A 24,132-nucleotide genomic window follows, 5' to 3' on the forward strand; every position below is an offset into this window, starting at 1 on the left:
TCAGTCTGCTTTTCCTGTGACGTCCTGAAGTTTCTTTAAACCTCGGGCGATTGCGCTGTCCATGCCTGCGATTTGTGCCTGTTTAAAGGCTTTGCCGTCCAGTCTTTGATCGTCACCTTCATTGATTGCTTTAAGGCGCTCTACGATGGCTGCGGCAAATTCAACAGGCTTGTCGGCCATTGTGCAGTTGGCCGGGATATTGCCAATACCACGAACCGAATGAGCGGTGGCAACACTTGGTTTTCCCAGCTCAAACGTTTCTATCGTTTTCAACTGAACGCCTGTGCCCGCGCGGCTGATCAGAGGTATCAGTTTGCCACTTTCAACGAATTTGGTGGCATCAGGCACTTTGCCGACGAAATTCACACCCGGCCAGGCCGCAATAAGATCGGCGGGTGTGTTGCCTGCGATGGCGATTGTGATGTCTTTTGGCAAAAGCGGTTTGACTTCGCGCAGAAACCATTCAAGGCCAATGCGGTTGGGGTGCCATGTCCATGTACCGATGAGCGCGAGATCATATTTGGCTGCCTCCGGTTTCACGGTTTCACTGTTGCCCGGCATGACAAGCGGGAGTGTTGCAAATTTATTTTTGTCGAGGCCCAGTGCCGGGCCGTCTTCTTCTGCAAAGGTGAAGACAAAGCTTGCCTGTTTGCAAAGCCTGCTCTCCAGCTTTTTGAGAATCCTAGCCTCGCGGCCAAACAGAAATTTCTGAACCTTGCCTTTGGCATCTGCCGCATTTTCTTCTGCCGAACGGTATTCGACATTATGCGCAACGAAAATCGATGGCTTGTCCTTGAAAATATCTTCAAAGGCGCCCGGCAGCGTCACACCGTTGAGCACATAGGCATCGAATTCACCGAGTTCGGTGATCGCATTATGCAGTTCAATTGCTGGGATAACCCGCAGCTTTGCCGACGAAACCGTCAGCCCTGTGAGAAAAGATTTCAGCACCCAGCCGATCTTGCGCTTGATGCCGGCGCCTTCTGTGCGTACTTCCACTTCGCCAAGAACGATCGTGTCTTTGTTTTCAGCCGCCGGATGTCCCGGCCAGGTGAAACCGAGAACATTGACATGAGCACCGGCGCGACGCAGACCATCGATAACGGCGGCATTCGCAACTTCATAACCCGTCGAAGCGACCGCATGTGGAACAAGTGATGTTACGAAGACAAGACGACACGGTTGCAATTCAGCTCCTAACCGATCTTAATGAGTATTTGCTAAAGCCACTCTCTACAGCCATGCAGTGAACTTTTCTTTAAACGTTTATCAATAGTGGAAAGATAAACATAAAAATGTAAATCTCTGAAATAAATCGGAAGCCGAGATGATAGAATTACCGGATCATATTGAAGTAATCGCTAAAACGCCTGGGCTTGCCTATGATGAGATCGATATTGTCGTTTCTCTTCCTACATTTAAGCGGCCTGAGCATCTGATCAGAACCCTCGATACGTTGAATGCGCAAACGACAAAGCGTCGTTGGGCAGTGGTGGTTATCGAGAATGAGACTGAAAAGAAAGAAGGCGCAACCGTTGCAGCTCCGCTTTTCGAGGCTGGCAAATATAACGGCATGCTTATTGGCGAGTCGCATCGCGGCAATTGCAATGCTTATAATGCCGGTTGGCTGACGGCGACCAAGTTTTTTCCAAATTTCAAATATGTCATTGTCATTGATGATGATGAACTGGCCGATCCTGACTGGATCGAGAATATGGTTTCGACGGCTGAGCGTTATGATGTCAGTCTGGTTGGCGGCCCGCAGTATCCGATTTTTGAAAAGCCGAATTCTGAAAAGTGGGCGAAGCATCCGGTTTTCCTGCCTCATTACACGAAGACCGGCCCGGTGCCGATCATCTATTCATCGGGCAACCTGCTGATTGCGCGTGCTGTTTTGGAAGCGCATAGCTATCCGTTTATGGATCTGAAGTTCAACTTTACTGGTGGCGGCGATTCTGACTTCCTGTCCCGCTCTATTGCCAAGGGCTTTAAAGTTGCGTGGTGTGCGGAAGGCATCGTGCGCGAAACCATTCCTGCGCGCCGTCTGGAACGCGACTGGATCACCTCGCGTGGTTTGCGCAATGGCGTTCTTTCAACACTGATTGAGCAGCGTAAACGCAAGGATGAGCCGTTTGGTCAGGTGCGCGTGTTCCTGAAGAGTTTGGCTCTTCTGGCCTATTCGCCGATCAAAGCACTCAGAAGAGGTTTTGCGGCCGGCTTTGCGCCTGTCGGCACTTACTTTATTCATATCGGTCTGGGTCGGGTGATGGCGCATTTTGGATATTTGAATGAGCAGTATCGCAACCCGGACAAGAACTGATACGGCCTCGTTCGATCCGTTGAAGGCGACGATGCGCCAGATCGCGCTCGTCGCAGCAACAATTATATTCTGCATTCTGCTGATTTCTTTTCGCCCGTTTTCGCAGGCCGTTGTCGTTGATGGCCAGCAGGCGGGCGATAGTGTCAATCAGCTTGGCTTCGGTCTCGTCGGAGTTATTTCGCTGGCTGCGCTTGCGATGTTTGCTGATCCGCGCAAGGTCTTGCGGCTTGCAAGCCTTGGCTGGGGCCTGATGTTTGCCATTCTCATCGCTTCGGCCTTCACCAGTCCTGATCTGGGAACGGCCATTCGCGGGATCATGCTGACACTGATCGGTGTTCTTGCCATAGTCGCTGTGCTGGCTTTGCCGCAGGACGCTGACGGCTATTCCACTATGCTGCTTATAGTGGCATCAATTGTGATTGTGATTTCATATGCTGGTGTGGTGCTGTTGCCTAATCTTGGCACCCATGGCGCTGACGCTGCCGAGCCACAAAACTCATATCTGTGGCGCGGGGTGTTCACGCATAAGAATATTGCCGGGCCTGTTATGGCGGTTTTTGCTTTTGGTGGCATCTATCTGTGGCGACGCGGCTGGCGGGTCAGTGGGGCACTGATTGCATTATTTGCCCTGTTCTTCGTGGCGCATACCGGCTCAAAAACCACGGTTGCACTGGTACCCTTTGCCATGATTCTGGTCATTGCCCCGGGTATGTTTGGTGTACGTGGGCTGGCGCCACTTATGATCGTGGTCATTCAGCTTGTTTTTGCGCTTTTCACAATCGGCACGGTGCTGTTTGAGCCTCTCCACCAGATTGTTCTGAATTTCTCGGTGGACCCGACTTTCACCGGGCGCACATCAATCTGGGCTTTTGCTATTGAAGCGCTGCATAACCGCCCATGGACCGGCTTTGGCTATGAAAGCTTCTGGAGTACTGGGGCAGCAAAAGAAGCGGCCAATCCATATTACCTTGATTGGGATGTGCGCGGCATCGTGCATGGCCATAACGGCTATCTCGACATCACGCTGTCCACGGGGCTCATCGGTCTTATCTGCGCAATTTTTGTGATCATTGTCATGCCGCTGGTCAACTATATGCGGTGCAGGCCAACGCGAGAAAACCTGCTTCTCGCAGACTTTTTTCTCATGTTTGTGTTTTTCGGCACGCTGAACGCGATGCTGGAAAGCTTTTTCTTCCGCCGCATGGACCCGGTTTGGCTCATGCTCATCTTTGCGATCTTTGGCTTGCGCATGACAGCGAAAGTCACCATTCCCAAGCGGTCTGTATAATCCCGGAGTTAATCATGAATATCGCGATCATTGGCACGGGCTTCGTCGCCGATTACTACATGACCACGCTGCGCAATTACCCGCAGCTTAAGCTGCTCGGTGCCTTTGATCGCTCGGCAGAGCGCCTGAAAGTCTTCGCTTCGCATTATAATGTTCGTGCCTATGAAAGCTTTGAAGCAATCCTTGCTGATAAAGATGTGCAGATTGTGCTTAACCTGACAACGCCGGAGAACCATTACGCCATTTCGCGCGCAGCGCTTGAAGCGGGCAAGCACGTCTATTCGGAAAAGCCGCTGGCCATGGATTTCAACGATGCCAAGGAACTGGTTGAGTTTGCGGCTGCAAACGGACTGACACTGGCCGCTGCCCCCGCCAACGCTTTGAGCGATGCACAGAAGCTTGTTGCAACTTCCATAAGCGAGATCGGTACGCCGCGGCTGGTCTATGCCGAAATGGAAGACGGCCCGGTTTTCCGCGACAAATGGGCGACATGGCGCTCGCAATCGGGTGCACCTTGGCCGGGTCTGCATGAGTTTGAGATTGGTTGTACGCTGGAACATGCAGGCTATGCACTTTCATGGCTCGTATCGCTGTTTGGTCCTGTGGAAAGCGTGACGGCTTTTTCCTCAATCACCTTCCAGAACAAAGGACCGGGAACGGAGCATCTGCGCATGGCACCAGATTTTTCCGTGGGTTGCCTGCGTTTTAAATCCGGTCTTGTTGCACGTCTGACGTCCGGCCTTGCCATGCCGAAAGATCGCAGCCTGACAATCGTGGCCGACAAAGGCTCCATTACTGTCGATGATCTCTGGGATAATCGCTCTGCGGTTCGTCTTGAATCGACAAAGAGAAAGCGTTCCATCCTGTCGCGCGTTTTTGGGCGTCTGGAAGCAAAGCTTGGTAAGACGCTGGCGTGGAAACCCGCTGTCGGCAGCAAGCTCGCTTATCCAAAGGGGAACACGGTCAGCCTGCCGTCATTCCCGTCACAGATTGATTTCATGCGTGGCGTGGCGGATCAGGCGCGCGCCATTGAAACAGGTGAGGCTGCGTTTTTCTCTGGTAATGTGGCTTTGCACATCACCGAAGTGGCCCTTGCACTCAACAATGCTGGCGAAAATGCAGCACCCTATAAGGTGCAGAGCAGCTTCTAATTCGGCTTTTGCGCAAGCACAGTGCTGATGATGTTTGCCACCGCAGCACTGTGTTCAAGCGGCATGATCGGGCTTAAAGTCTCGCCGCGTGTCACGGCATCGCGCACGGCTTGCGCCTGAAATTGAAGTCCGTTGCCTGAGAATGGATGATGCTCAACGGTTCTGCCCGGAAGCGGCAGGCGGTTGAGAATTTTTCCAACCAGGCCGCCCGGTCCTTTTGGCCCGATGGCTGAATTCAGCACGCTTTCCGAAAAGATCGTGAGCCGTTGTGCCTTGAGAAACGGTGCATGCAGCATAATCGCACCCTTGGTACCTTCAATCAGCATTCGGTTTTCGCCGTCATGATCAAAGCCACAGGAAAGATGGGCTTTGGCATGGGGATAGGTCAGCTCAATTACTGTACGCATATCGACGCCGCTCTTTGCGCGTATCCAGCGGCCGCTCACCGCATCGGGCAATCCGAGAAAACTGAGCGCTAGCGAAACCGGATAAACGCCCAGATCAAAGGCCGCACCACCACCAAGCGCGGGATCAAAAAAGCGGCTTTTTGGGTCTTCTTCGCGCAAATAGGACAGATCGGCCTCAAAGCGCTTAACCATTCCGATTCGCCCCGCTTTGATATACTCGCGGGTGGCATGAATTGCCGGAAGAAAGCGGCTCCACATGGCTTCCATGGCAAAGACATGATGCGCTTTGCTTGCTGCTTCGATCTGGTTGGCGCCGTCGGCATCAAGCGTCAGCGGTTTTTCCGTGAGGCACGCTATGCCAGCGGCAATGGCCTGCAAGGTTTGCGGCACATGCATGGCATTGGGCGTGGCAATATAAACCGCATCAATTTCCGCGCTGTTGAGAAAGGCAGCGGCATCATTGAAGGCTTGATCCGCACCGATGCGGCTTTTGAAATCCTCTGCACTCTGCATGGAACGCGAACAGACAGCACTCACGCGCATATCGCTGCTTGCCTGAATATCGGCAGCAAAAGCTTTGGCAATCGTGCCTGTGCCCCAGATGCCCCAGCGAAAATCCTTGCCGTCGCGCTGCTTGTTCGTCATGGTTTTACCGCCTACCCCTGCGCAATACCCTTGTCTTTCATCGACTGTATATCGCATGATATGCGGGATTACGACTGGCTTTGCCGCCGACGTCTCTCTTCATGTGATCAAGGTAAAAATATGAGTGGAATTGTTGTAGCCGTTGCACGCGATGCGAAGCATCACTTCTCGAAACAGCTGGTTTCAGAGATAAGCATTGTCGCTGGCGAGGGTGTTGAAGGCGATGCGCACAAGGGAGTGACCGTCAAACATCGGTCGCGTGTGAGGGCAGATCCCACGCAACCCAATCTGCGTCAGGTCCATCTCATTCAAGCCGAACTGTTCGATGAGCTGACAGAGAAGGGGTTTGACATTGCGCCTGCACAGTTGGGTGAAAACATCACCACGCGCGGGATCGATCTGCTCGCACTGCCCAAATCGACCCTTCTCAAAATTGGGTCCGATGTTGTCCTTGAACTCACGGGCTTGCGTAATCCATGTTCGCAGATTGAGAAATTTGAGAAGGGGCTTTTGGGCGCTGTCCTCGATAAAACGGAAAATGGCGAACTGGTGCGTAAAGCTGGCGTCATGTCGATCGTTCTTGCGGGTGGAAATGTGCAGGCTGGTGATCATATCAAGATTGAACTGCCACCGCTGCCACATGAGAAACTCGAGCGTGTTTGAGCATTTAAATCGGTTAGTTTCTTAGAAAAGGCTCTATCAAATTTGTGTCATATGCCCTAGATCATCCAAGAATAGGATACAGACTGGTATGAGCTGGCGCTAAATAATGCGACAGCAACAGCTATGACAGCCCAGTCTGTCGGCTCTCTATTTCTCTACGGCAAGCCAGTTGGCTGTGTTTCAAAAGGGCAAAAAATGGAAAAAGCAGATATCGGTATGGTCGGTCTCGGCGTCATGGGTTCGAACCTTGCGCTGAATATCGCCGAGAAGGGCTACAAGGTAGCCGTTTATGACCGCGACGAGCCCGTGCTGAAAGCATTCATCGAAAAAGCTGGTGCTCTGCGTGACAAGATCATCCCTTGCGCGACCTTTGAAGAACTGGCTGACAATATCCGCAAGCCACGTCCGATCATCTTTCTGATCAAGGCTGGCGCGCCCGTTGACGCCGAAACCACCCGTCTTAAGGCTTATCTTGAGAAGGGCGACATCATGATTGATGCGGGTAACTCCGATTATCGTGACACGATGCGCCGTCTGAAAGCGCTTGGTCCTAACGATCCGACCTTTGTCGGCATGGGCGTATCGGGTGGCGCAGAAGGTGCACGCCATGGTCCATCCATGATGGTTGGCGGTACTGAAGAAGCCTATGACCGCATCGCACCAATTCTTCTGGCTGCGGCTGCAAAATATAACGGCGAGCCTTGCTGCGCTCTGGTCGGCCCTGATGGCGCAGGCCATTTTGTAAAGACGATTCACAACGGCATTGAATATGCTGACATGCAGATGATTGCCGAAATTTATGGTATTCTGCGTGATGGTCTTGGCCTTTCGGCGCCTGCAATCGGTGATGTGTTTGAGAAATGGAATGCCGGCCCGCTAAATTCCTATCTCATTGAAATAACAGCAAAAGTTCTGAAGGCTACCGATCCTGAAACTGGCAAGGCGATGGTCGATATGATCCTTGATCAGGCCGGGCAGAAGGGTACAGGTCGCTGGTCTGCGATTGAAGCGCAGATGCTCGGTGTGCCTGCGACTGGCATTGAAGCTGCGGTTGATGCACGTTCAATCTCGTCGCTGAAAGCTGAACGTCAGGCTGCGGAAAAGGCTTATAATCCTGCGCCGCGCAAACTCGATATTGCTGATCAGGCGCAGTTTCTTGCTGATCTTGAGCAGGGGCTTCTGGCTGGAAAGATCGTCGCCTATGCGCAGGGCTTTGCCGTTCTGGCCGCAGCGTCAAAGGAACATGGCTGGAATATTCCGCTCGCTACAACGGCGCGTATCTGGCGCGAAGGCTGCATCATCCGTTCGCTGTTCCTCGACGATATTGCACAGGCTTTTGAAGGTCAGGACATCGAAAATCTTCTGCTGGTTCCGGCCTTTGTTGAACGCATGGGCAAGGCATCGAAAGGCCTTCGCAAGATCGTTGCACAGGCTGCGCTTGCAGGTCTGCCGCTTCCAGCACTCAGTTCGGCATTGAGCTACTTCGACAGTTTTACGCAGTCGCAGGGTACGGCCAATGTCATTCAGGGCCAGCGCGACTTTTTTGGTTCGCACGGCTTCAAGCGTGTGGACAAAGAAGGCGATTTCCACGGCCCATGGAACTGAGATATTGCAGCCCTGATTGCATGAAAGTACAAAAAAGCCGCCCGTTTGGGCGGCTTTTTTGGTGCTAATCTGCCAAAACGAGCAAATCATGTGCTGCAAAATGCACAATGACCTTGTCGCCACGTTGTGGTGGTTTAAGCGCCGGATCATTGAACGTGTCGAATGAAAGCTGATTATTGCCAAGGGCAACGCGGGTTCTGATAACCGAGCCAAGAAAGTGGACATCTTCGATGGTTGCATCAAGCGATGTGTCATGGCTCTTGCGCGCTTCAAGGCTGACCGCTTCCGGGCGCAGGGCGAGCGTGATCGTTTTGCCCTTTTCGTGATGCCCAAGTTCTTCATTCACCTTGATCGTGCATCCGTCGAGCTCGATGCTGTTCTGGTCTGGTTCGGCAACCGATGCTTCCAGCATATTGAGCGTGCCGACGAAGGAGGCGACGAAGCGCGACGCAGGGCGGTTATAGATATCGAAAGGTGTGCCGATCTGATCGGCCTTGCCTTCATGCATAACGACAATACGATCAGAAATGGAAAGTGCTTCTTCCTGATCGTGGGTCACAAAAACCGTGGTAATGCCGAGCTTTTGCTGGATCGCTCGGATTTCTTGACGCAGAGAAATACGGATCTTGGCATCAAGTGCGGAGAGGGGTTCGTCGAGCAGAAGCACTTGCGGTTTGGTTGCAAGTGCGCGCGCCAGTGCCACACGCTGCTGCTGACCACCTGACATCTGATAAGGATAGCGGTCGGCGAGATGTTCCAGCCGGATCAGGCTAAGCATTTCCTTGACCGTCGCGTCGATTTCAGCCTTTGGCTTGCCTGATACGCGCAACCCGAAGGCGACGTTCTGGGCAACGGTCATGTTTGGAAACAGCGCATAGGCCTGAAAGACCATGCCGATGTTGCGCTGGTTAGGCTTCAAATCAACGACATCTTTGCCATCAATTTCGATTGCGCCCTGATCGGCGCTTTCGAAGCCTGCAATCATGCGCAGGACCGTTGTCTTACCGCAGCCCGAAGGTCCGAGGAAGGAAACGAATTCACCCTTTTCGACGGCGAGATTGAAATCGTGGACGACGGTATTGGCGCCGAAGCTTTTTTTCAGGTGCTTGAGATTAAGAAAAGCCATGAAGGTTACCCGGCGGTTGTCTTGAATTTATTAAGGCGTGAAACGAGTTGCAACATGATAATACTGAGCCATGTAATGCCAAAGGAGATGATCGCCAGCGCGGAGGGTTCATAAGCGCGGTTTGCGCCGACGAGCTGGAGATAGGGGCCGAAGGCCGGACGATTGAGCAGCGATGCAAGCGTAAACTCGCCGATAACGATCGCAAAAGTGATGAACGCACCACTCATCACCCCCGACATGACATTGGGAAAAATGACTTTGAACATGATCCGGCCCCAGCCTGCGCCAAGACTTTGGGCCGCTTCCGTCAATGTGCGAACATCAATCGTGCGCATGGCCGTATCGACGGCGCGATACATATAAGGCAGCGAGAGCGTCATATAGCCAAACATCAGCAACAGGTCGGTTGCACGCGTTGAGGAGGTGAATGGCAGCCATGATGACGAATTATAGATGCGCAGATAGCCAAACACGATGACGATTGCCGGAATAACCAGCGGCATCAGGGTTATGAATTCGATCAAAGGGCGCAGATGCGGCAGGCGCAGACGTACCCAATAAGCCGTTGGCACGACAAGAAGCACGCCGAAGATGATGGTCAGGATGCCGAGCACAATCGAATAGCTGAATGTGGCCTGAAAATTCGGATCGCTGAAAACAACACGATAGGCATCAAAGGAATATTCGCCGCGGCGCATACGCAATGAAAACTCAAAAGTACCGATCAACGGCACGATGAAGTAGATCGCCCCAATCAGGAAAGCGATCCATGCCCCGATTTTCTGGGCGTTAAAACCTTTCTTCATCGCTGCCACCTTTCGGCACGCATACGCAGCCAGATGTAAAGAAGATTGGAAAGTCCGGTGATCACAATCATGCCAAGCGCCAGTGCATAGCCAAGATTCTGGTTATGCAGCACGTCGCCTCTGATCTGCGCATAAAGCAGGATCGGAACGATGTTGAGCGAAGAACCGGTCAATGCATAGGCCGTGGCAATTGCTCCAAAGGCATTTGCGAACAATAGCAGCGTGGTGCCGAGCAGGCTTGGCCAGAGAATCGGGAAAGCTACCATGCGCCAATATTGCAGATTGGTGGCACCTAAGATCGAAGAGGCTTCACGCCATTCTTTTTTCAGACCGTCGAGGGCAGGGGTCAGAATAAGCACCATCAGCGGAATCTGGAAGAATAGATAGGTGATTGTGAGACCAAAAAAGCTCAAGAGGTTGAAGCCGGTCGAGTAAAGATTGAAACCGAACCACTCACGCAACAGGATCGTCACGAAGCCGGTCCGGCCAAGCGTCGCGAGAAACGCGAAGGCCAGCGGAACGCCAGCGAAATTCGATGCAACACCTGAGAATGTCAGAACGGTCGGGCGCAGCCAGCGCGGCAGATTGCCAAGCACAACGGCCCAGGCCAGAAAGAAGCCGATCAATGCACCGCCGATGGCAGATGCGAGGCTCACTTTAATCGAAACCCAATAGGCACTCATAATTTGAGGCTGGAAAAGGTCGTAGACATTTTTCAGCGTAAAATTGCCGTTCGGGTCCTGAAACGCGCCGACGATAAGATACATGGTCGGCCATAAAAGGAAGAGAATGGCAAACAGGAAAAAAGGCGCAACGCCAACATATGAAAGCGGCAGTTGACGCTTACGCACCCTGCTAACTGGCGCGATTGTTTCGGCTGATGAATTCATGCGTTCTTTCTATATCTGTTTTGGAAGCACTGTGACGACCATTTCTGGTCGTCACAGGCATAAACAGGGCGAGATGAAATCGCTTACTGAACGTTTGCGCCGACGACGCTATCCCAGTTCTTGGTGATTTCTTCCTGAGCGGTTTCAATCTGTTCAAGCGTTGGGAAGATTGCCTTTTCGTAAGATTCTGCCGGTGGCAGCTTGTCGAGCAGTTCCTGTGGGATCTTACCAGCCTTCGCCATCGCATTGAAGCGAATCGGATGGCAGTAGCCCTTCAGATAGCCAAGCTGGCCTTCGTCAGAGTAGATGTGTTCCATCCAGAGCTTGGCAGCGTTTGGATGCGGTGCGTAAGCGCTGATGGCCTGCACGTAAACGCCAGCAACAACGCCCGACTTTGGAATCACGGTTTCGATTGCCGGATTGCCTTTGAGCGTATCACGGTCTGCGAGCGCGTTATAATCCCAGCGGATGATGATCGGGGTCGAACCCTGCGCCAGCGAAGCAGCCTTGCCGATGACTGGAACGAAGTTACCATTTGCGTTGAGTTCTTTATAGAATTCGAGGCCTTTTTTGCCAGCTTCCGCGCCCGGTTCTCCACCACGGGCGATACCGGCTGCATGAACGCCGAGGATTGCCTGTGCGGAAACACGTGGATCACCAGCCAGAGCAACCGAGTTTGCGTAATCGCTCTTGAGCAGGTCTTCCCAATCCTGAGGGACGTCCTTGACGATGTCTTTGTTTACTTCAAAACCAAGAACGCCGTAATAGTCGCCATACCAGTAACCTTCTGGGTCCTTGGCGCTATCCGGAATTTCGTCCCAGGTTGAGACCTTGTAAGGTTGGATCAGACCGTCTTTCTTGGCTGTCGTGCCAAAAGCAAAGCCGACGTCAATAACGTCAGGAGCCTGAGGGCCTTTGTTGTCTTTGTTTGCCTTGATGGCTTCGATTTCGTCGCCGGAACCCGCATCAGGGTTCAGCTCGTTGACCTTGAGGCCATACTTGTCTTTGAAGCTTTTGATGATTTCGCCGTAGCCACACCAGTCGTGCGGGAGAGCGATCGTTGTCAATTGGCCTTCTGCCTCGGCAGCGGCGATGAGTTCGGCTGATGGTTCGGCAGCAGCAATAGAAACTCCGCCAACAGCGATTGCCGTCGATAGAGACAGCAGACGCGCAGTAAAAGCAAGCATTGTTAGACTCCCCTGTTAAGTCGGACGAACGCTCCCGGTCGATTCCAGTGTTCGCGCACTCCCGATAGCCGCCATAGATGACGGTTGGATGACAGATCGCGGCTTGTCACAAAATGTCAGCGGTGGAAAGTGAAACACGTTTTCAGGCACTTAGCAATTGACCCATAAGGTTGAACTGCATTTTTATGACAATAAATGTGACAGAGCTTTCGCCGCTGTCACATTTATAAGAGAGGCTTTTCCCAAAACGACAGGCTTTAGTCTGCTGGCGGCATGACGCGCGCAAGTGGCTTTCAAATGAAAATTAATGAACGGAGGACGAAGCTGGATCAGCTTCGTTTGAACCTGAGTTTTCTAGCTTGGTGGTTGCAGTTTAGTGACCGCCACCACCTCCGGCACCGGCTTTTGGCTTGCGTAACAGGATCGCACAAACTGCAAGCGAACAGAACATCATCGTCAGGATGAAGAAGACATCGATGAAGGACATAAGGGTCGCTTGCTGGCGCACCATGCCCGACATTTTGGAAATTGCAATCGTTGCGCCATCCATCCCGGCGGCATTGTATTTGGCTGTCAGATTGGCCAGCATCTGCTCGGCCTGGGCATTGCCCCAGCGAACATGCTCAGCCATCCGCTCATAATGCATATCGCTGCGGCGGGTCAGAATGGTATTGATGACGGCGAGACCAACAGCGCCGCCAAGGTTACGCGTCAGGTTGAACAGGCCGGAAGCATTTTTCATCAATGCCGGGGGCAGGGTTCCGAGTGCCAGATTGTTGATCGGCACCATACACAGCATTAGCGAGCAACCACGCAAGATTTGCGGTATGAGAAGCTCATAGAAATCCCAGTCGGCCGTCAGGCCCGTGACCATCCAGGTTCCGGCTGCAAAGCCAAGAAAACCGATCATCATCATGAGACGCGGGTCCATGCGATTGGACAGGAAACCCGCCAGGGGTGCCGTGAAGAACATGGCAAGACCGCTCACAAACAGTGCTTCGCCGATCATGAGTGCGTCGTATCCGCGTATACTGCTCAGATAGAGCGGATAAAGATAAGTGAGGCCGTAAAGGCCGACACCCATGACAAATGAAAACAGAGAGCCAAAGGCAAAGTTGACGTTCTTGAAAGCCCGCAAATCTACAATGGGCTCTTCGGCTGTGAAGGCGCGGTAGAAGAATATGATACCGCCGATTGTCATAATGCCGGTCATGATGAAAATGGCTTCATCCTGTAACCAGTCATTGCGGGGGCCTTCTTCGAGCACATATTCCATGGAACCAAGGAAGGCTGCCATGCCAGCGAGGCCCCACCAGTCGAACTTGCTCAGCAGAGAGCTGTCGCCTTCATCGAAATCGATCAGGTTCCATGCAGCGATGGTGACGAGAATGCCGGGGCCGACATTGACCAGAAACAGCCAATGCCATGAAAAAGCGTGACTGAGATAGCCACCGACAGTGGGGCCAATTGTGGGCGCCAGTGTTGCGACGAGGCCGATCATCGGCGACACGATGGATCGCTTGGATGGTGGAAAGATTGTGAAAGCTGCTGCAAACACACTTGGGATCATGCCGCCGCCAATAAAACCCTGTATAGCGCGATAAACGATCATTTGATCGATGCTGGTCGCAGTGGCGCAGAGCATGGAGGCTAGCGTGAAGCCCGCGGCTGAAACCGTGAACAGAACCCGCGTGGACACAAGGCGTCCGAGAAAGCCTGAAAGCGGAATCATAATGACTTCGGCAATCAGATAAGATGTCTGAACCCAGGAGATTTCATCGGAACTGGCACTGAGGCCAGCCTGAATTTCTGACAGCGATGCCGACACAATCTGGATATCCAGAATGGCCATGAACATGCCGAACACCATCGCAAGAAAGGCAATGGCCTTCTTGGGATCGATCCGATCATCTGCCGGAGCCATTGGCCCCATGGTGGTGTTTGCAGCCATGAAGGCGCACTCCGAAATTCAACAAAGGAAGGTGGTGCGGACATGAAAGCCGCACCACCATATCGTCATCTCATAAGCGCAATCGCTTTTATTGCTTGGCCTTATCGTCTGGCGCAGTGCGTGTGTCGACATCCACGGTCACGCTGAGACCGGCGCGGATTTTGCCTGAATCGAGAGCATCCTGAGGAATTGTGATGCGAACTGGAACGCGCTGAACAATCTTGGTGAAGTTACCCGTCGCATTTTCAGGAGGCAGCAGCGAGAACACGGCGCCTGACGCCGGAGCAACGGATGCAACCTTGCCTTCAATGTAAGGACCATCGATCGCATCCACATAGATGCGTGCTGTTTCACCCGTTTTGATATGGCTGAGCTGCGTTTCCTTGAAATTGGCGTCGATATAGAGCGCGTTCACAGGAACAAGCGCCGCAATCTTCTGTCCGGGCGTTACAAGATCGCCCTTCTTACCGGAAAGATTACCGACAACACCATCAAAAGGCGCACGCAGAGTGGTGAAGCTGAGATCACGCGCAGCTTTATCGCGTGCAAGTTCCAGCGAGCGAATGGTGCTTTCCTGCTCTTTATATTGCGCATTCAGCACCTCAATATTGGCATTGGCTGAAGCGATCTGGGCGTTTGAACCCGCAAGCTTTGCCTTCGCCTGATCGAGCGAAGATTGTGCGTTGTCGAGTTCAGATTGCGCAGAGAAACGGGTATCGTGCAGCTTCTGGACGCGCACCATCGTGCTTTCGGCATTCTTCAAAACTGCCTGTGAAGCCTGCTCGTCGGCCTGAGCCTGTTGCAGGCTCGCTTTTGCGGCATCTATTTGGGCCGTGATCCGATTGAGCGTCTGCTTCTGCGTGTTGAGCTTGGCTTCAGCATCATCAAGTGCAATCTGATAATCGCCAGAATCAAGCTGGAAAATCACATCGCCAGCCTTGATGGCCTGATTGGCAACAACCGGAATGTTTTCTATATAGCCGGTCACTTTTGGTGCAATCGATGCAATGTCGCCCTGCACATAAGCGTCATCTGTCGAGACCATGAAACGGCCCACGGTCCACCAGTCATAACCGTACCAGAGGCCACCCGCCACAGCCGCAATGAGAATGCCGGGAAGCACAACGCGCTTACCGAAGCCTTTTTTATTGCCAGCGTCCGCCTTTTTCAGATTCTGCGTTGCTGCATGTGGCTCGGTGTGGGGCGATGACCGCTCACTGATCGGGTCTGCATCTACCTTGCTCTGATCATCCAGAACGGAATGTTTCGGAAATGGGCGGATATCAGCCGTATCGACAGATTTGTGGGCGGACATGAGGCAAACTTTCTTTACAACCGCTTCAATGAACCGCTTGGTTCGATGTTGACTTAGAGCAATAAGTTTCCCATATCAAGAGTGATCGAACCGCTTGGTTCGAAAATAATGAAGAGATTGCACAATGAATCGTGAACGCTGCATAGAAAATGTTGATTATGTAGCTGTTGAGGAGCGCGAAGTGGGTCGGTTCACCGATGAACCTGATAGTGATGGCTCGCGCACACGTCTGGGTGCGGGACAGGATCCTATAAAGCGCATGCAGATCCTTGAAGGCGCGCAGAGTGTTTTTCTGCGCATGGGCTTTGATGCCGCCAGCATGAACGACATTACTCGCGAAGCCGGCGTTTCCAAGGGGACGATTTATGTTTATTTTAACTCCAAAGAAGACCTTTTTGTAGAGCTTTGCGAGCATTATCGGCAGACGCTGTTCAGTAAATTGGTGGAGACGCTTGATCGTGGATTTTCATCGCGTCAGGAACTTGTGGAATTCGGCATAGCCTTGGTAACACTTATTACCTCATCAACAGCAGTCCGCGCGCAGCGTATCATCATCGGCGTGAGTGAGCGCAAACCGGAACTTGCGGCGCGTTTTTATGAACGCGGCCCCAAGCGCAGCTTGATTGTCATGGCTGATTATATGGACCGGATGATCAAGGCAGGCGAGCTTGAGCCATTTGACGTCATGGAAAAAGCCTACCAGCTCACGGATTTGTTTTTGGCGGGTATGTATCGTCCGCGTCTTTTCGGTACTCTTTCAGAACCGCCATCGCCAGAATCAATCAGAAAAAACGTAGAATCAGCCGTTGATTTTTTCTTCAGAGCTTTTGGAAAAAACGCGCAAGGTGTTTAGAAATGAAACACCCGCTTTATGGCTCGATCACAATTTGGTTATTTTTTGTAACAAATCTATTTTTTTGACCCGTTAACCACATTTCCCAACGCTTTTCATGCAAATGCATATTTGCAACGAAAAAATTGCGAGTTGATTTAAGACGTATTTTTTATCTGACTTATGGCGAATTGATGCACTTACAGTGTCGGTTCTCAGGAGAAGTGCTCAGCCTCAAATATGGGTTTTGAATATTTATATGCTAAGGAATATTAGCCAATGACTTTAGATTTGATTCACTTTCCAAACTTCAAAAAAACGTTTTTCGGTCTTTCTTTTCAAAGTGATGTGCTCTCCCTGCTGCAGCGTATTCGTGATGAGATAGGCTGCCGTCATATCATTCATACTTTCAGGGGGCGTATGGGTGACAACACAAAAGTCAGTGCTGATGATCTGACCGTTGTGATGACCGTTCCCGTAAGCTGGTCGACACGCTACTCTACGAAAAACTACTTCGTGATTGATCCGATTTTTCAGGAAGATGCACCGTATTTTCGCAATGATGCCAGCGGCATTGTCAGAAATTTGGCGGATGATGCGAAGGTATGCCCTGCGGTGATGGAGCTACAACAGGATGCCGAAAAGCACGGTCTTGGCAATCTTTTCATTGGAGTTTCAGCGCGCAATCAAAAGGGTGTAATGGGTTGCACGCTGTTTAGCTTTGAAGTGACGGATGAAGATCATGAACAATTCATCGCGCGTATGCGGCCGCGTCTGCTCAGCCTTTCGGGCATCATCCACAGTTCGCTTTGTGGCTGCAAAGACGCCAATTCCGCAAATGGACTGTTAACGCCCCGTGAGGTGGATTGCTTGCGCTGGGCGGCGAGCGGGAAAACGGACGGCGAGATTGCGGATATTCTCAGCATCGCCCGCTGGACGGTTGTCACCTATCTGCAGAATGCCAAGATCAAACTCAATTGCTCCAACAGGACATCTGCAGTTGCGACGGCACTCTCCCTGGGCATTATTGATATGCCTGAAGTTCAGCATCTATTCATGTGATGTAAACTGAGCGCACGCGAATAGAAAACGGCGGGGAATCCCCGCCGTTTTTGTTTCAAGCATTCTATCTCGAGCAAAACCGCTAGCAGTTTGTCTGGAAATGTTTTAGAGCGTGTCGCGCTTAATCATTCCCAATAGGCTCGCTCTATCTTCTTGCTCTTACGTACGTCACTCTCGGATCGTAGAGGGAATAGAGATCAGTTCGGTGAATTGAACTTCTTCGCGAAGGCAGTTCCCACTTTTCCGCGAGATGCTTTAGTGATTACCGCATTTTTCACACAGGCCGCGCAGCTCAAGCGTCGTCTTGCGGGATTTGAAGCCTGTCTGCACGCTCCATGCGCTGACGAGGTTTTCAATTGCTGAATCCGAGAATTCCGTGACCTGTCCACATTGCTCGCAAATGGCAAAAGCAATCAGACCATGTTCGTGGCATTGCGGATGCGCGCAGGCAACAAATGCATTGAGGCTCTCAAGTCGGTGCACCATCCCGTAATCAAGCAACTTTTCCAGTGCACGGTAAACCTGCAAGGGCGCGCGAAAACCGTCATCACGGAGTTGATCAAGGATCGTATAGGCGCTCAGCGGTCCTTCCGCCTTGGACAACACATCGAAAACGAGCGTCTGATTGCGGGTCAGGTCTTGGGATGCATGATGATGGGCATGGTTATGGTCGGTGTGATTGCTCATTGTCCTGCGGTCCGTTTCGGTGAAGCCTCTCTCCTATTTAATGGCAGGAGGCTTAAAATGAAAATAGCCAGTGTGGCAACGACGATTGATGGGCCGGAAGGCGTATCAAACTCAACCGAACCATAAAGCCCGCCGATTACGCCAAATGCGCCAATGAGGGATGCGATGATGGCCATTTGCTCCGGCGTTGCGGCAAATTTGCGGGCGGTTGCGGCAGGAATGATCAACAGTGATGTGATCAGCAATATACCGACGATCTTCATCGAGATGGCGATAACGATTGCCAGCAGAAGCATGAAAATGACCCGCGATAAGGCGGGGTTCAATCCTTCTGCACGTGCAATATCTTCGCTGACTGTTGCGGCTAGCAATGGGCGCCACAACCATGCAAGCAAGGCGAGCACGAGAATTCCGCCGCCATAAATAAACGCAATGTCGAGACGTGAAACAGCAAGCAGATCACCAAAGAGGAAAGACAAAAGATCAACGCGCACCCATGTCATGAAGGCGACGATAACCAGACCCAATGACAATGTTGCATGTGATAGAATGCCCAGCAGCGAATCCGCTGAAAGCGAGTGCTTTTTCTGAAGCAGCAGCATAATGGCTGAAATCGCAACGGCCACCGCAAAGACACCGATCATGAGATTGATGTCCAGAATCAGAGCTAATGCGACGCCCAAAAGTGCTGAGTGCGCCATGGTATCACCGAAATAGGCCATACGTCGCCACACAATGAAACAGCCCAGCGGGCCTGTGGTGAGCGCAAGCCCAACACCGGCAATGAGCGCGCGGGTGAAAAAATCGTCAAGCATGGGGCCTGTCTCCCTCATGGTGGTGATGATGCTCACCCTCGTGATGATGACCGTCTTCTGTGTGGCAATGATCTGTCACCGTGCCATCCGCATGCATGACGCGGCCATCAGGCAGGTGCGTATGATCATGGTGATGCTCATAGACAGCCAGGGGGCCAACGGCGCGGCTTCCGAACAGGCGCACATATTCCGGGCTTGAGGTCACATCACGCGGTGAACCGCTGCAGCAGACATGACCATTGAGGCAAATAACACGATCCGTTGCAGCCATCACCAGATGCAGATCATGGGAAATTAGCAGCACGCCGCAGCCGATATCATCGCGCAATTTGGCAATAAGTTCGTAAAGGGCGGCCTCACCGGAAAAATCCACGCCCTGCACCGGCTCATCAAGCACCATGATGTCGGGCTTGCGCGCAAGCGCGCGCGCCATCAATGCACGCTGAAACTCACCACCTGAAAGATTGGTAATCTCTGCCTTTATAAGATGTGTGATCCCGACCGCGTCGAGTGCGCGCAGAATGTCATCTTTGGACAGCGGTCCCGTCAGCGTCATCAGACGCTCGACGGAAAGCGGCATGGTCCGGTCGATGCTGATTTTTTGCGGCACATAACCGATGCGCAGGCCTTTGATATGGCGAATGTTGCCTTCATCGGCCTTGAGAATATGCAGCGCCATCTTGGCCGTTGTGCTCTTCCCCGCACCGTTGGGGCCAATAAGGGTGACGATTTCGCCGCGATGAATGCTCAGATCAACATTGCGTACAAGCCAACGACCGTCGCGATAAACGCCGGCATTTTTTAATTCTATCAGCGGTTCCCGCTTTGAATGCGCGGGGAGGGCGGTCTTATGAGCCATATAAAATGAGCTTTCGCTGCCTTTTTGAGAGCGTCTTCGCGTTATCAACCCGCAGCAGCCCCGAAATCCTTATTTCAACATGTGTGAAACATATGCCGATTCGGGTTCGTTTGCGTCTCGTGGTTTTGCGCTGTGAACAATTCTCCAAAAAGAGGTTGTGTCTTCTTATTACAGACGTTATAGCATAACGCAAATGATGTAATAAAATAACATATCAATCCCACATATTGTTAACGCCAATCTGACATTCAAGAGAGCCCTATGAAACACTTCCGATCCCTGCTGTTGGCATCCGCCTTTATGGCTGTTTTGGGTAATGCCGCTTCTGCTGCCGAGCGAACTGGCATTGTGGTTTCAATCAAACCGTTGCATTCGCTGGTTGCCGCCGTCATGCAGGGCGTCGGCGAGCCGACATTGATCGTGCAGGGTGCGGGATCAGAACACGCCTATAGCCTCAAGCCTTCAGATGCAAAGGCGATCGAAAATGCCAAGGTCATTTTCTGGGCCGGTCCTTCTATGGAAACATTTCTCGACAAATCGATCGACACACTGGGCGATGGTGCCAAAGTGGTGGCGCTTGGTGATGCGGACGGTCTGACCAAACTTAAATTCCGCGAAGGTGGGCCATTCGAGGCGCATGATCACGGGCATGAAGGTCACAGCCATGATCACGACGCGCACGATCATAGCGCCGAGGCCGGTTCTCATGATGGTCATGATCACGCAAATGAAGCGGCTGAAAAGGCGCATGAACATGAGCATGAGCATGGTGCTTACGATCTGCATTTTTGGCTGGATCCACAAAATGGCAAGGTTCTGGTTGGTGACATTGCAAAGGTTTTGAGCGAAAATGATCCAGACCATGCGGTGCAATATGAAAAGAATGCTGCCGATTATGCTGAAAAGCTCGATGCGCTGACCAAAGATATCGACAACGAACTGCAGCCGGTAAAAGATAAGCCTTTCATCGTTTTCCACGATGCTTACCAGTATTTTGAAAACCGTTTTGGTGTGAAGGCTGTCGGTTCAATCACGGTTAGCCCGGAAAAAGCGCCCGGTGCTGCGCGCATCAAGGACATTCACGAAAAGATCAAGTCACTTGGCGCTGTATGCGTTTTCTCTGAGCCACAGTTTGAGCCGAAGCTAGTGAACACAGTTATCGACGGAACGGACGCAAAAACCGGTGTACTCGATCCGCTCGGAGCTGAATTGAAGAATGGCCCGGACCTTTATCCGCAACTCATCCGTAATCTCGCAGATTCTTTGAAGGGGTGTTTGTCGAGATAAAGCACATCCCGAAAAGTGGGCGCCGGTTTTCGGGCTAAGATGTGCGTGAAAAAAGATAAAGCACATCCCGAAAAGTGGGCACCGGTTTTAGGGCTAAGATGTGTGCTAAAATGAAAAGACAGAGCATTTCTGATGATTAAATTTAATCCAGAAATGCTCTCTTTGTTTGTTTACGCATTATCCGGCGCAAAATCGCAGCGCGCTTTTGCCGGAAAAGCTCTAACAGTCCGGCACGCAAGCTTTTAAAAACCTATCAGATCATAAACGACGGCGCTCAGTTGAGGTGTTTAAGGATTGTCAGGTGGCTTTGCCGCCTCTTTTTTGCCTCACAAATGTAATGATATAACATTAACAATCAGCACCGTCTAAATTGGCCAGCAAAGGAGTTGCCATGAAAAGGCTTCCAGTTACCGTTCTTTCAGGCTTCCTCGGAGCGGGGAAAACCACGCTTCTTAATCACGTCCTTAACAATCGCGAGAACCGCCGCGTGGCCGTCATCGTCAATGATATGAGTGAGATTAATATTGATGCCGCTCTGGTGCGCGAGGGCGGGGCCGATCTATCGCGCACGGAAGAACAGCTTGTCGAGATGACCAATGGCTGCATCTGCTGCACGTTGCGTGACGATCTCCTGAAAGAAGTAGCACAATTGGCTTCGCAGGATCGGTTTGATTACCTGCTGATTGAATCAACCGGCATATCCGAACCTTTGCCAGTCGCCGCAACGTTCGAATTTCGCGATGAAAAGGGCGAAAGCCTGTCCGATCTGGCACGCCTTGATACGATGGTCACAGTTGTTGATGCTGCCAATCTGTTGAAGGACTATTCTTCCAACGATTTTTTGCGTGATCGTGGTGAGTCGCTGGGCGATGAAGATGAGCGCACGCTGGTCGATCTTCTGGTCGAACAGATTGAGTTTGCGGATGTTGTGGTGCTTAATAAGATCTCGACTGCGACAGCGCAAGAGCGCGATCTGGCGCGCAAGGTCATCCGGTCACTCAATCCTGATGCCCGCATTGAAGAAGTGGACTTCGGAAAAATCCCGCTCGATTCCATACTTGATACGCGGTTGTTTGACTTCAATCGCGCCCACGAGCATCCGCTTTGGTATAAAGAACTTCATGGTTTCCATGAACATGTGCCGGAGACGGAGGAATATGGTGTTCAGTCCTTTGTCTATCGTGCGCGCCGTCCGTTCGATCCGGCCCGTTTTCAGGCCTTTATCGATCAAAGCTGGCCGGGCGTTGTTCGCGCCAAGGGCTTTTTCTGGTTGGCAACACGTCCCGATTATGTGGGCGAACTCAGTCAGGCCGGTGCTTTGGTTCGCACCAATAAGCGTGGGCGTTGGTGGTCTGCCGTTCCGCGCAGCTATTGGCCTGCAGAGCCAGAATGGCATCAGGCAATGAAGCCCTATCTGGATGCTGAATGGGGAGATCGCCGACAGGAAATTGTGTTTATCGGCGTCGATCCGATGAACAAGGCTGCCATGATTGCCGAACTTGATGGTTGTCTGGTGCCGGAAGAGGTGTTCAAGCCGGAAAGCTGGCAGCGTCTCAGCGATCCGTTTCCAAGCTGGTCCGTTGCCGCTTAACGCCAGTTCATTCAGCCGACAGCGCGGCCATTTCAGAGGCCCGGCTGTCGGCAAGCGTGCGGTGATCAAGCACATTGGCGATTGCTTCGCGCACGTCCAGCATCATGTGCCGCACTTCACAATCGGTCTCATCGCAGTCATCGCAAGGCTGATAATCGGTCTTGCTGGCACAGGCGATGGGCGCAAGCGCGCCATCAAGTGCGCGGATGATGTTGCCGATATGTATTTCATTGGCCGGGCGGGCGAGGCAAAATCCGCCGCCTTTGCCTTTGCGGCTTAATACAAAGCCCGCATTGCGCAATTCAGTGAAAATATTATCCAGAAATTTGCGCGGAATATGATGCTTCTCGGCGATTTCGCTCGCTGAAACCAATTGTCCGTCCGTTACACCGGCAAGATGCACCATGGCTTTCAGGCCGTATTTGCCTTTTTTGGTTAGCATGGCACCCCTGTTGCACTGTCTTAAGAACCAGCCGATCACGCATGTGAGTGAATATATAAGAATTAGGGGGTTATGTCGGCCCGGGCAAGTTACCTTCACGTCGCATGTGTCAGACGCTTGAGCCCTTCATGGCGAGAGCAAGTGCACCTTGCAGACTGTCGCCACGGGGCTCTGCATAAAATTCTCTATAAGGAAAGCATGGCAGCGCTATATATGATGCCGCAAGTCCACCTGTTATGCTGAAACGTTTGTGCTCTTTAATTGCCATTTTTTCCAATCCTGTGCGGATCATGTAGCAGGCGTGGGTGAGGAGAGTGATCGCCAGCGGGTCGCGTTTCGCCGCAAAATCAAAAAGCAATGGTGCAAGGCTCGCATAGTCGGAAGCATTGGCTGTGCGCGAAAATGTGGTGATGTTGCGCGGATCGCCCTCGAATTTCTCCAAAACAGCCTGTGAGAGATCGGTCGAATCTTCGAAACCGTCACTCGAAAGCAAGGTATATTCCAGTAGATCCCGACCGAGACGCGCTCCGCCCGCATGATCGCTGAGCATAAAACCGCGCCCCCCGATGATTTGAATCACATCGTCGATACGCTGGACAAAGGCCGAGCCGGTTCCCAATATGACAATTGCGCCATCACCGTCACCCATCGCGCCTTCTAATGCGGTGAGCGCATCGGAAACAATTTTGCTCTTTGCAAATGGCAGGCGCTTATAAAGAGTGGCATGACTGGATAGCGCGTTGGCTCCGGCCAGTCCAAGCACGGCATTGGATGACTTATATATAGAAGCCGATAAACCGGCATTTTCGCGCGCGCGTTCGGTTGCCTCATAGATATGGAGAATGGTGCTCTCCGCATCCGCGCTAATATTAGCAGGTCCAGATACTCCCCTGCCAAGCACGTTGCCTGCCGCATCGGCGAGGATTGCACGGCACCCGCTGCCGCCGCCGTCGATCCCAAAGTGATATTTCATCGTCATATTTGTCATTTCATTGTCGCAAAATTGGAATCAGCGCTTTCGAATGGTTGAAATTCTGTTAAAATCCACCATATTGCCTGTGGAAAGAAAAGTTATCCTTTTTGCGGATTATGCGTTGACAGTTTTGTTGAGTGGGGTCTATATGGCGCCACAACGAGGGCGGCGACGCTGCTAGCGGCAGACTGGTTCGTCCCTTGAGTTGGCAGATTGAGTTTGACAGCGAT

At 52.0% G+C, this 24,132-nt stretch carries 22 protein-coding genes; 9 read left to right on the plus strand and 13 right to left on the minus strand.

Going from position 1 to position 24,132, the window contains the following annotated elements:
* On the minus strand, positions 1–1,188 hold the full coding sequence (locus tag ABE527_RS16980) for a glycosyltransferase family 4 protein (protein ID WP_499697643.1): 1,188 nt from the start codon (positions 1,186–1,188) through the stop codon (positions 1–3).
* A gap of 139 nt (positions 1,189–1,327) precedes the next feature.
* On the opposite strand from ABE527_RS16980, the gene ABE527_RS16985 reads away from it, so the two are divergent.
* From ABE527_RS16985 to ABE527_RS16995, 3 genes are read left to right on the plus strand one after another with little or no spacing between them, the layout of a single operon-like run.
* On the plus strand, positions 1,328–2,320 hold the full coding sequence (locus ABE527_RS16985; RefSeq protein WP_265986415.1) for a glycosyltransferase family 2 protein: 993 nt from the start codon (positions 1,328–1,330) through the stop codon (positions 2,318–2,320).
* The gene (locus ABE527_RS16990) at positions 2,289–3,608 is read left to right on the plus strand and encodes an O-antigen ligase family protein (protein WP_499697644.1); all 1,320 of its coding nucleotides are present in this window, start codon (positions 2,289–2,291) and stop codon (positions 3,606–3,608) included. Before ABE527_RS16985 ends, ABE527_RS16990 begins: the two co-directional genes overlap by 32 nt.
* A 14-nt stretch (positions 3,609–3,622) precedes the next feature.
* Entirely contained in the window at positions 3,623–4,759 is a 1,137-nt protein-coding gene (locus ABE527_RS16995) for a Gfo/Idh/MocA family protein (RefSeq protein WP_499697645.1), read from the plus strand.
* On the opposite strand, the gene ABE527_RS17000 is transcribed toward ABE527_RS16995, so the two are convergent.
* Entirely contained in the window at positions 4,756–5,811 is a 1,056-nt protein-coding gene (locus ABE527_RS17000; protein WP_499697646.1) for a Gfo/Idh/MocA family protein, read from the minus strand. The genes ABE527_RS16995 and ABE527_RS17000 overlap by 4 nt on opposite strands.
* Before the next feature lie 120 nt (positions 5,812–5,931).
* Here ABE527_RS17000 and ABE527_RS17005 point away from each other — a divergent pair, with 120 nt between their 5' ends.
* Together ABE527_RS17005 and gnd are read left to right on the plus strand one after the other, a co-directional pair.
* Positions 5,932–6,474 (plus strand): MOSC domain-containing protein, encoded by a 543-nt coding sequence (locus tag ABE527_RS17005; protein WP_265986411.1) that lies wholly within the window; start codon positions 5,932–5,934, stop codon positions 6,472–6,474.
* Positions 6,475–6,669: 195 nt separating this feature from the next.
* Positions 6,670–8,079, plus strand: a complete 1,410-nt coding sequence (gene gnd, locus ABE527_RS17010) for an NADP-dependent phosphogluconate dehydrogenase (RefSeq protein WP_499695180.1) — start codon at positions 6,670–6,672, stop codon at positions 8,077–8,079.
* Between the two features lie 64 nt (positions 8,080–8,143).
* Here gnd and ABE527_RS17015 read toward each other — a convergent pair whose 3' ends face one another.
* The 6 genes from ABE527_RS17015 to ABE527_RS17040 all read right to left on the minus strand — a co-directional run bounded on the left by ABE527_RS17015 (position 8,144) and on the right by ABE527_RS17040 (position 15,354).
* Positions 8,144–9,205, minus strand: a complete 1,062-nt coding sequence (locus tag ABE527_RS17015; RefSeq protein WP_265986409.1) for an ABC transporter ATP-binding protein — start codon at positions 9,203–9,205, stop codon at positions 8,144–8,146.
* A gap of 5 nt (positions 9,206–9,210) precedes the next feature.
* Positions 9,211–10,011 (minus strand): ABC transporter permease, encoded by an 801-nt coding sequence (locus tag ABE527_RS17020; protein WP_265986408.1) that lies wholly within the window; start codon positions 10,009–10,011, stop codon positions 9,211–9,213.
* Complete coding sequence (locus tag ABE527_RS17025) at positions 10,008–10,901, minus strand: ABC transporter permease (protein ID WP_265986407.1); 894 nt, start codon at positions 10,899–10,901, stop codon at positions 10,008–10,010. Before ABE527_RS17025 ends, ABE527_RS17020 begins: the two co-directional genes overlap by 4 nt.
* 83 nt (positions 10,902–10,984) lie before the next feature.
* Positions 10,985–12,088 carry an ABC transporter substrate-binding protein gene (locus tag ABE527_RS17030; protein ID WP_499697647.1) on the minus strand — a complete coding sequence of 368 codons (1,104 nt, stop codon included), beginning with the start codon at positions 12,086–12,088 and terminating at the stop codon, positions 10,985–10,987.
* 373 nt (positions 12,089–12,461) lie between these two features.
* Positions 12,462–14,039: a DHA2 family efflux MFS transporter permease subunit gene (locus tag ABE527_RS17035; protein ID WP_265986405.1), complete on the minus strand. Its 1,578-nt coding sequence runs from the start codon at positions 14,037–14,039 to the stop codon at positions 12,462–12,464.
* 88 nt (positions 14,040–14,127) lie between these two features.
* Complete coding sequence (locus ABE527_RS17040; protein ID WP_499697648.1) at positions 14,128–15,354, minus strand: HlyD family secretion protein; 1,227 nt, start codon at positions 15,352–15,354, stop codon at positions 14,128–14,130.
* Between the two features lie 124 nt (positions 15,355–15,478).
* Between ABE527_RS17040 and ABE527_RS17045 the strand changes: the two genes are divergently transcribed.
* Positions 15,479–16,207 carry a TetR/AcrR family transcriptional regulator gene (locus tag ABE527_RS17045; protein WP_323054571.1) on the plus strand — a complete coding sequence of 243 codons (729 nt, stop codon included), beginning with the start codon at positions 15,479–15,481 and terminating at the stop codon, positions 16,205–16,207.
* A gap of 258 nt (positions 16,208–16,465) precedes the next feature.
* Positions 16,466–17,248, plus strand: coding sequence for a helix-turn-helix transcriptional regulator (locus ABE527_RS17050; RefSeq protein ID WP_396998557.1), 783 nt, complete (start codon positions 16,466–16,468; stop codon positions 17,246–17,248).
* Positions 17,249–17,503: 255 nt separating this feature from the next.
* Here the strand turns inward: ABE527_RS17050 and ABE527_RS17055 are convergent, their stop codons facing one another.
* Genes ABE527_RS17055 through ABE527_RS17065 form a run of 3 tightly spaced genes read right to left on the minus strand, consistent with a single transcriptional unit; the run spans position 17,504 to position 19,609 of the window.
* Complete coding sequence (locus ABE527_RS17055) at positions 17,504–17,935, minus strand: Fur family transcriptional regulator (RefSeq protein WP_265986402.1); 432 nt, start codon at positions 17,933–17,935, stop codon at positions 17,504–17,506.
* A complete protein-coding gene (gene znuB, locus ABE527_RS17060) occupies positions 17,932–18,795 on the minus strand; it encodes a zinc ABC transporter permease subunit ZnuB (protein ID WP_499697654.1) in 864 nt (287 codons plus the stop codon). The genes ABE527_RS17055 and znuB overlap by 4 nt, the downstream gene beginning before the upstream one ends.
* Complete coding sequence (locus tag ABE527_RS17065; protein ID WP_499697649.1) at positions 18,743–19,609, minus strand: ATP-binding cassette domain-containing protein; 867 nt, start codon at positions 19,607–19,609, stop codon at positions 18,743–18,745. Before ABE527_RS17065 ends, znuB begins: the two co-directional genes overlap by 53 nt.
* Positions 19,610–19,870: 261 nt before the next feature.
* On the opposite strand from ABE527_RS17065, the gene znuA reads away from it, so the two are divergent.
* Together znuA and zigA are read left to right on the plus strand one after the other, a co-directional pair.
* Positions 19,871–20,896 carry a zinc ABC transporter substrate-binding protein ZnuA gene (gene znuA / locus ABE527_RS17070; RefSeq protein ID WP_499697650.1) on the plus strand — a complete coding sequence of 342 codons (1,026 nt, stop codon included), beginning with the start codon at positions 19,871–19,873 and terminating at the stop codon, positions 20,894–20,896.
* A gap of 391 nt (positions 20,897–21,287) precedes the next feature.
* Entirely contained in the window at positions 21,288–22,487 is a 1,200-nt protein-coding gene (gene zigA / locus ABE527_RS17075) for a zinc metallochaperone GTPase ZigA (protein ID WP_499697651.1), read from the plus strand.
* A gap of 7 nt (positions 22,488–22,494) precedes the next feature.
* On the opposite strand, the gene ABE527_RS17080 is transcribed toward zigA, so the two are convergent.
* The gene (locus tag ABE527_RS17080) at positions 22,495–22,929 is read right to left on the minus strand and encodes an RrF2 family transcriptional regulator (RefSeq protein ID WP_265986397.1); all 435 of its coding nucleotides are present in this window, start codon (positions 22,927–22,929) and stop codon (positions 22,495–22,497) included.
* Between the two features lie 109 nt (positions 22,930–23,038).
* A complete protein-coding gene (locus tag ABE527_RS17085) occupies positions 23,039–23,917 on the minus strand; it encodes a glucosamine kinase nucleotide-binding domain-containing protein (protein ID WP_499697652.1) in 879 nt (292 codons plus the stop codon).
* Positions 23,918–24,132 lie beyond the last annotated feature (215 nt).

It is taken from the genome of Brucella sp. TWI432, assembly GCF_039674445.1.
In the GTDB taxonomy this organism is placed as follows: Bacteria; Pseudomonadota; Alphaproteobacteria; order Rhizobiales; family Rhizobiaceae; genus Brucella; species Brucella chromiisoli.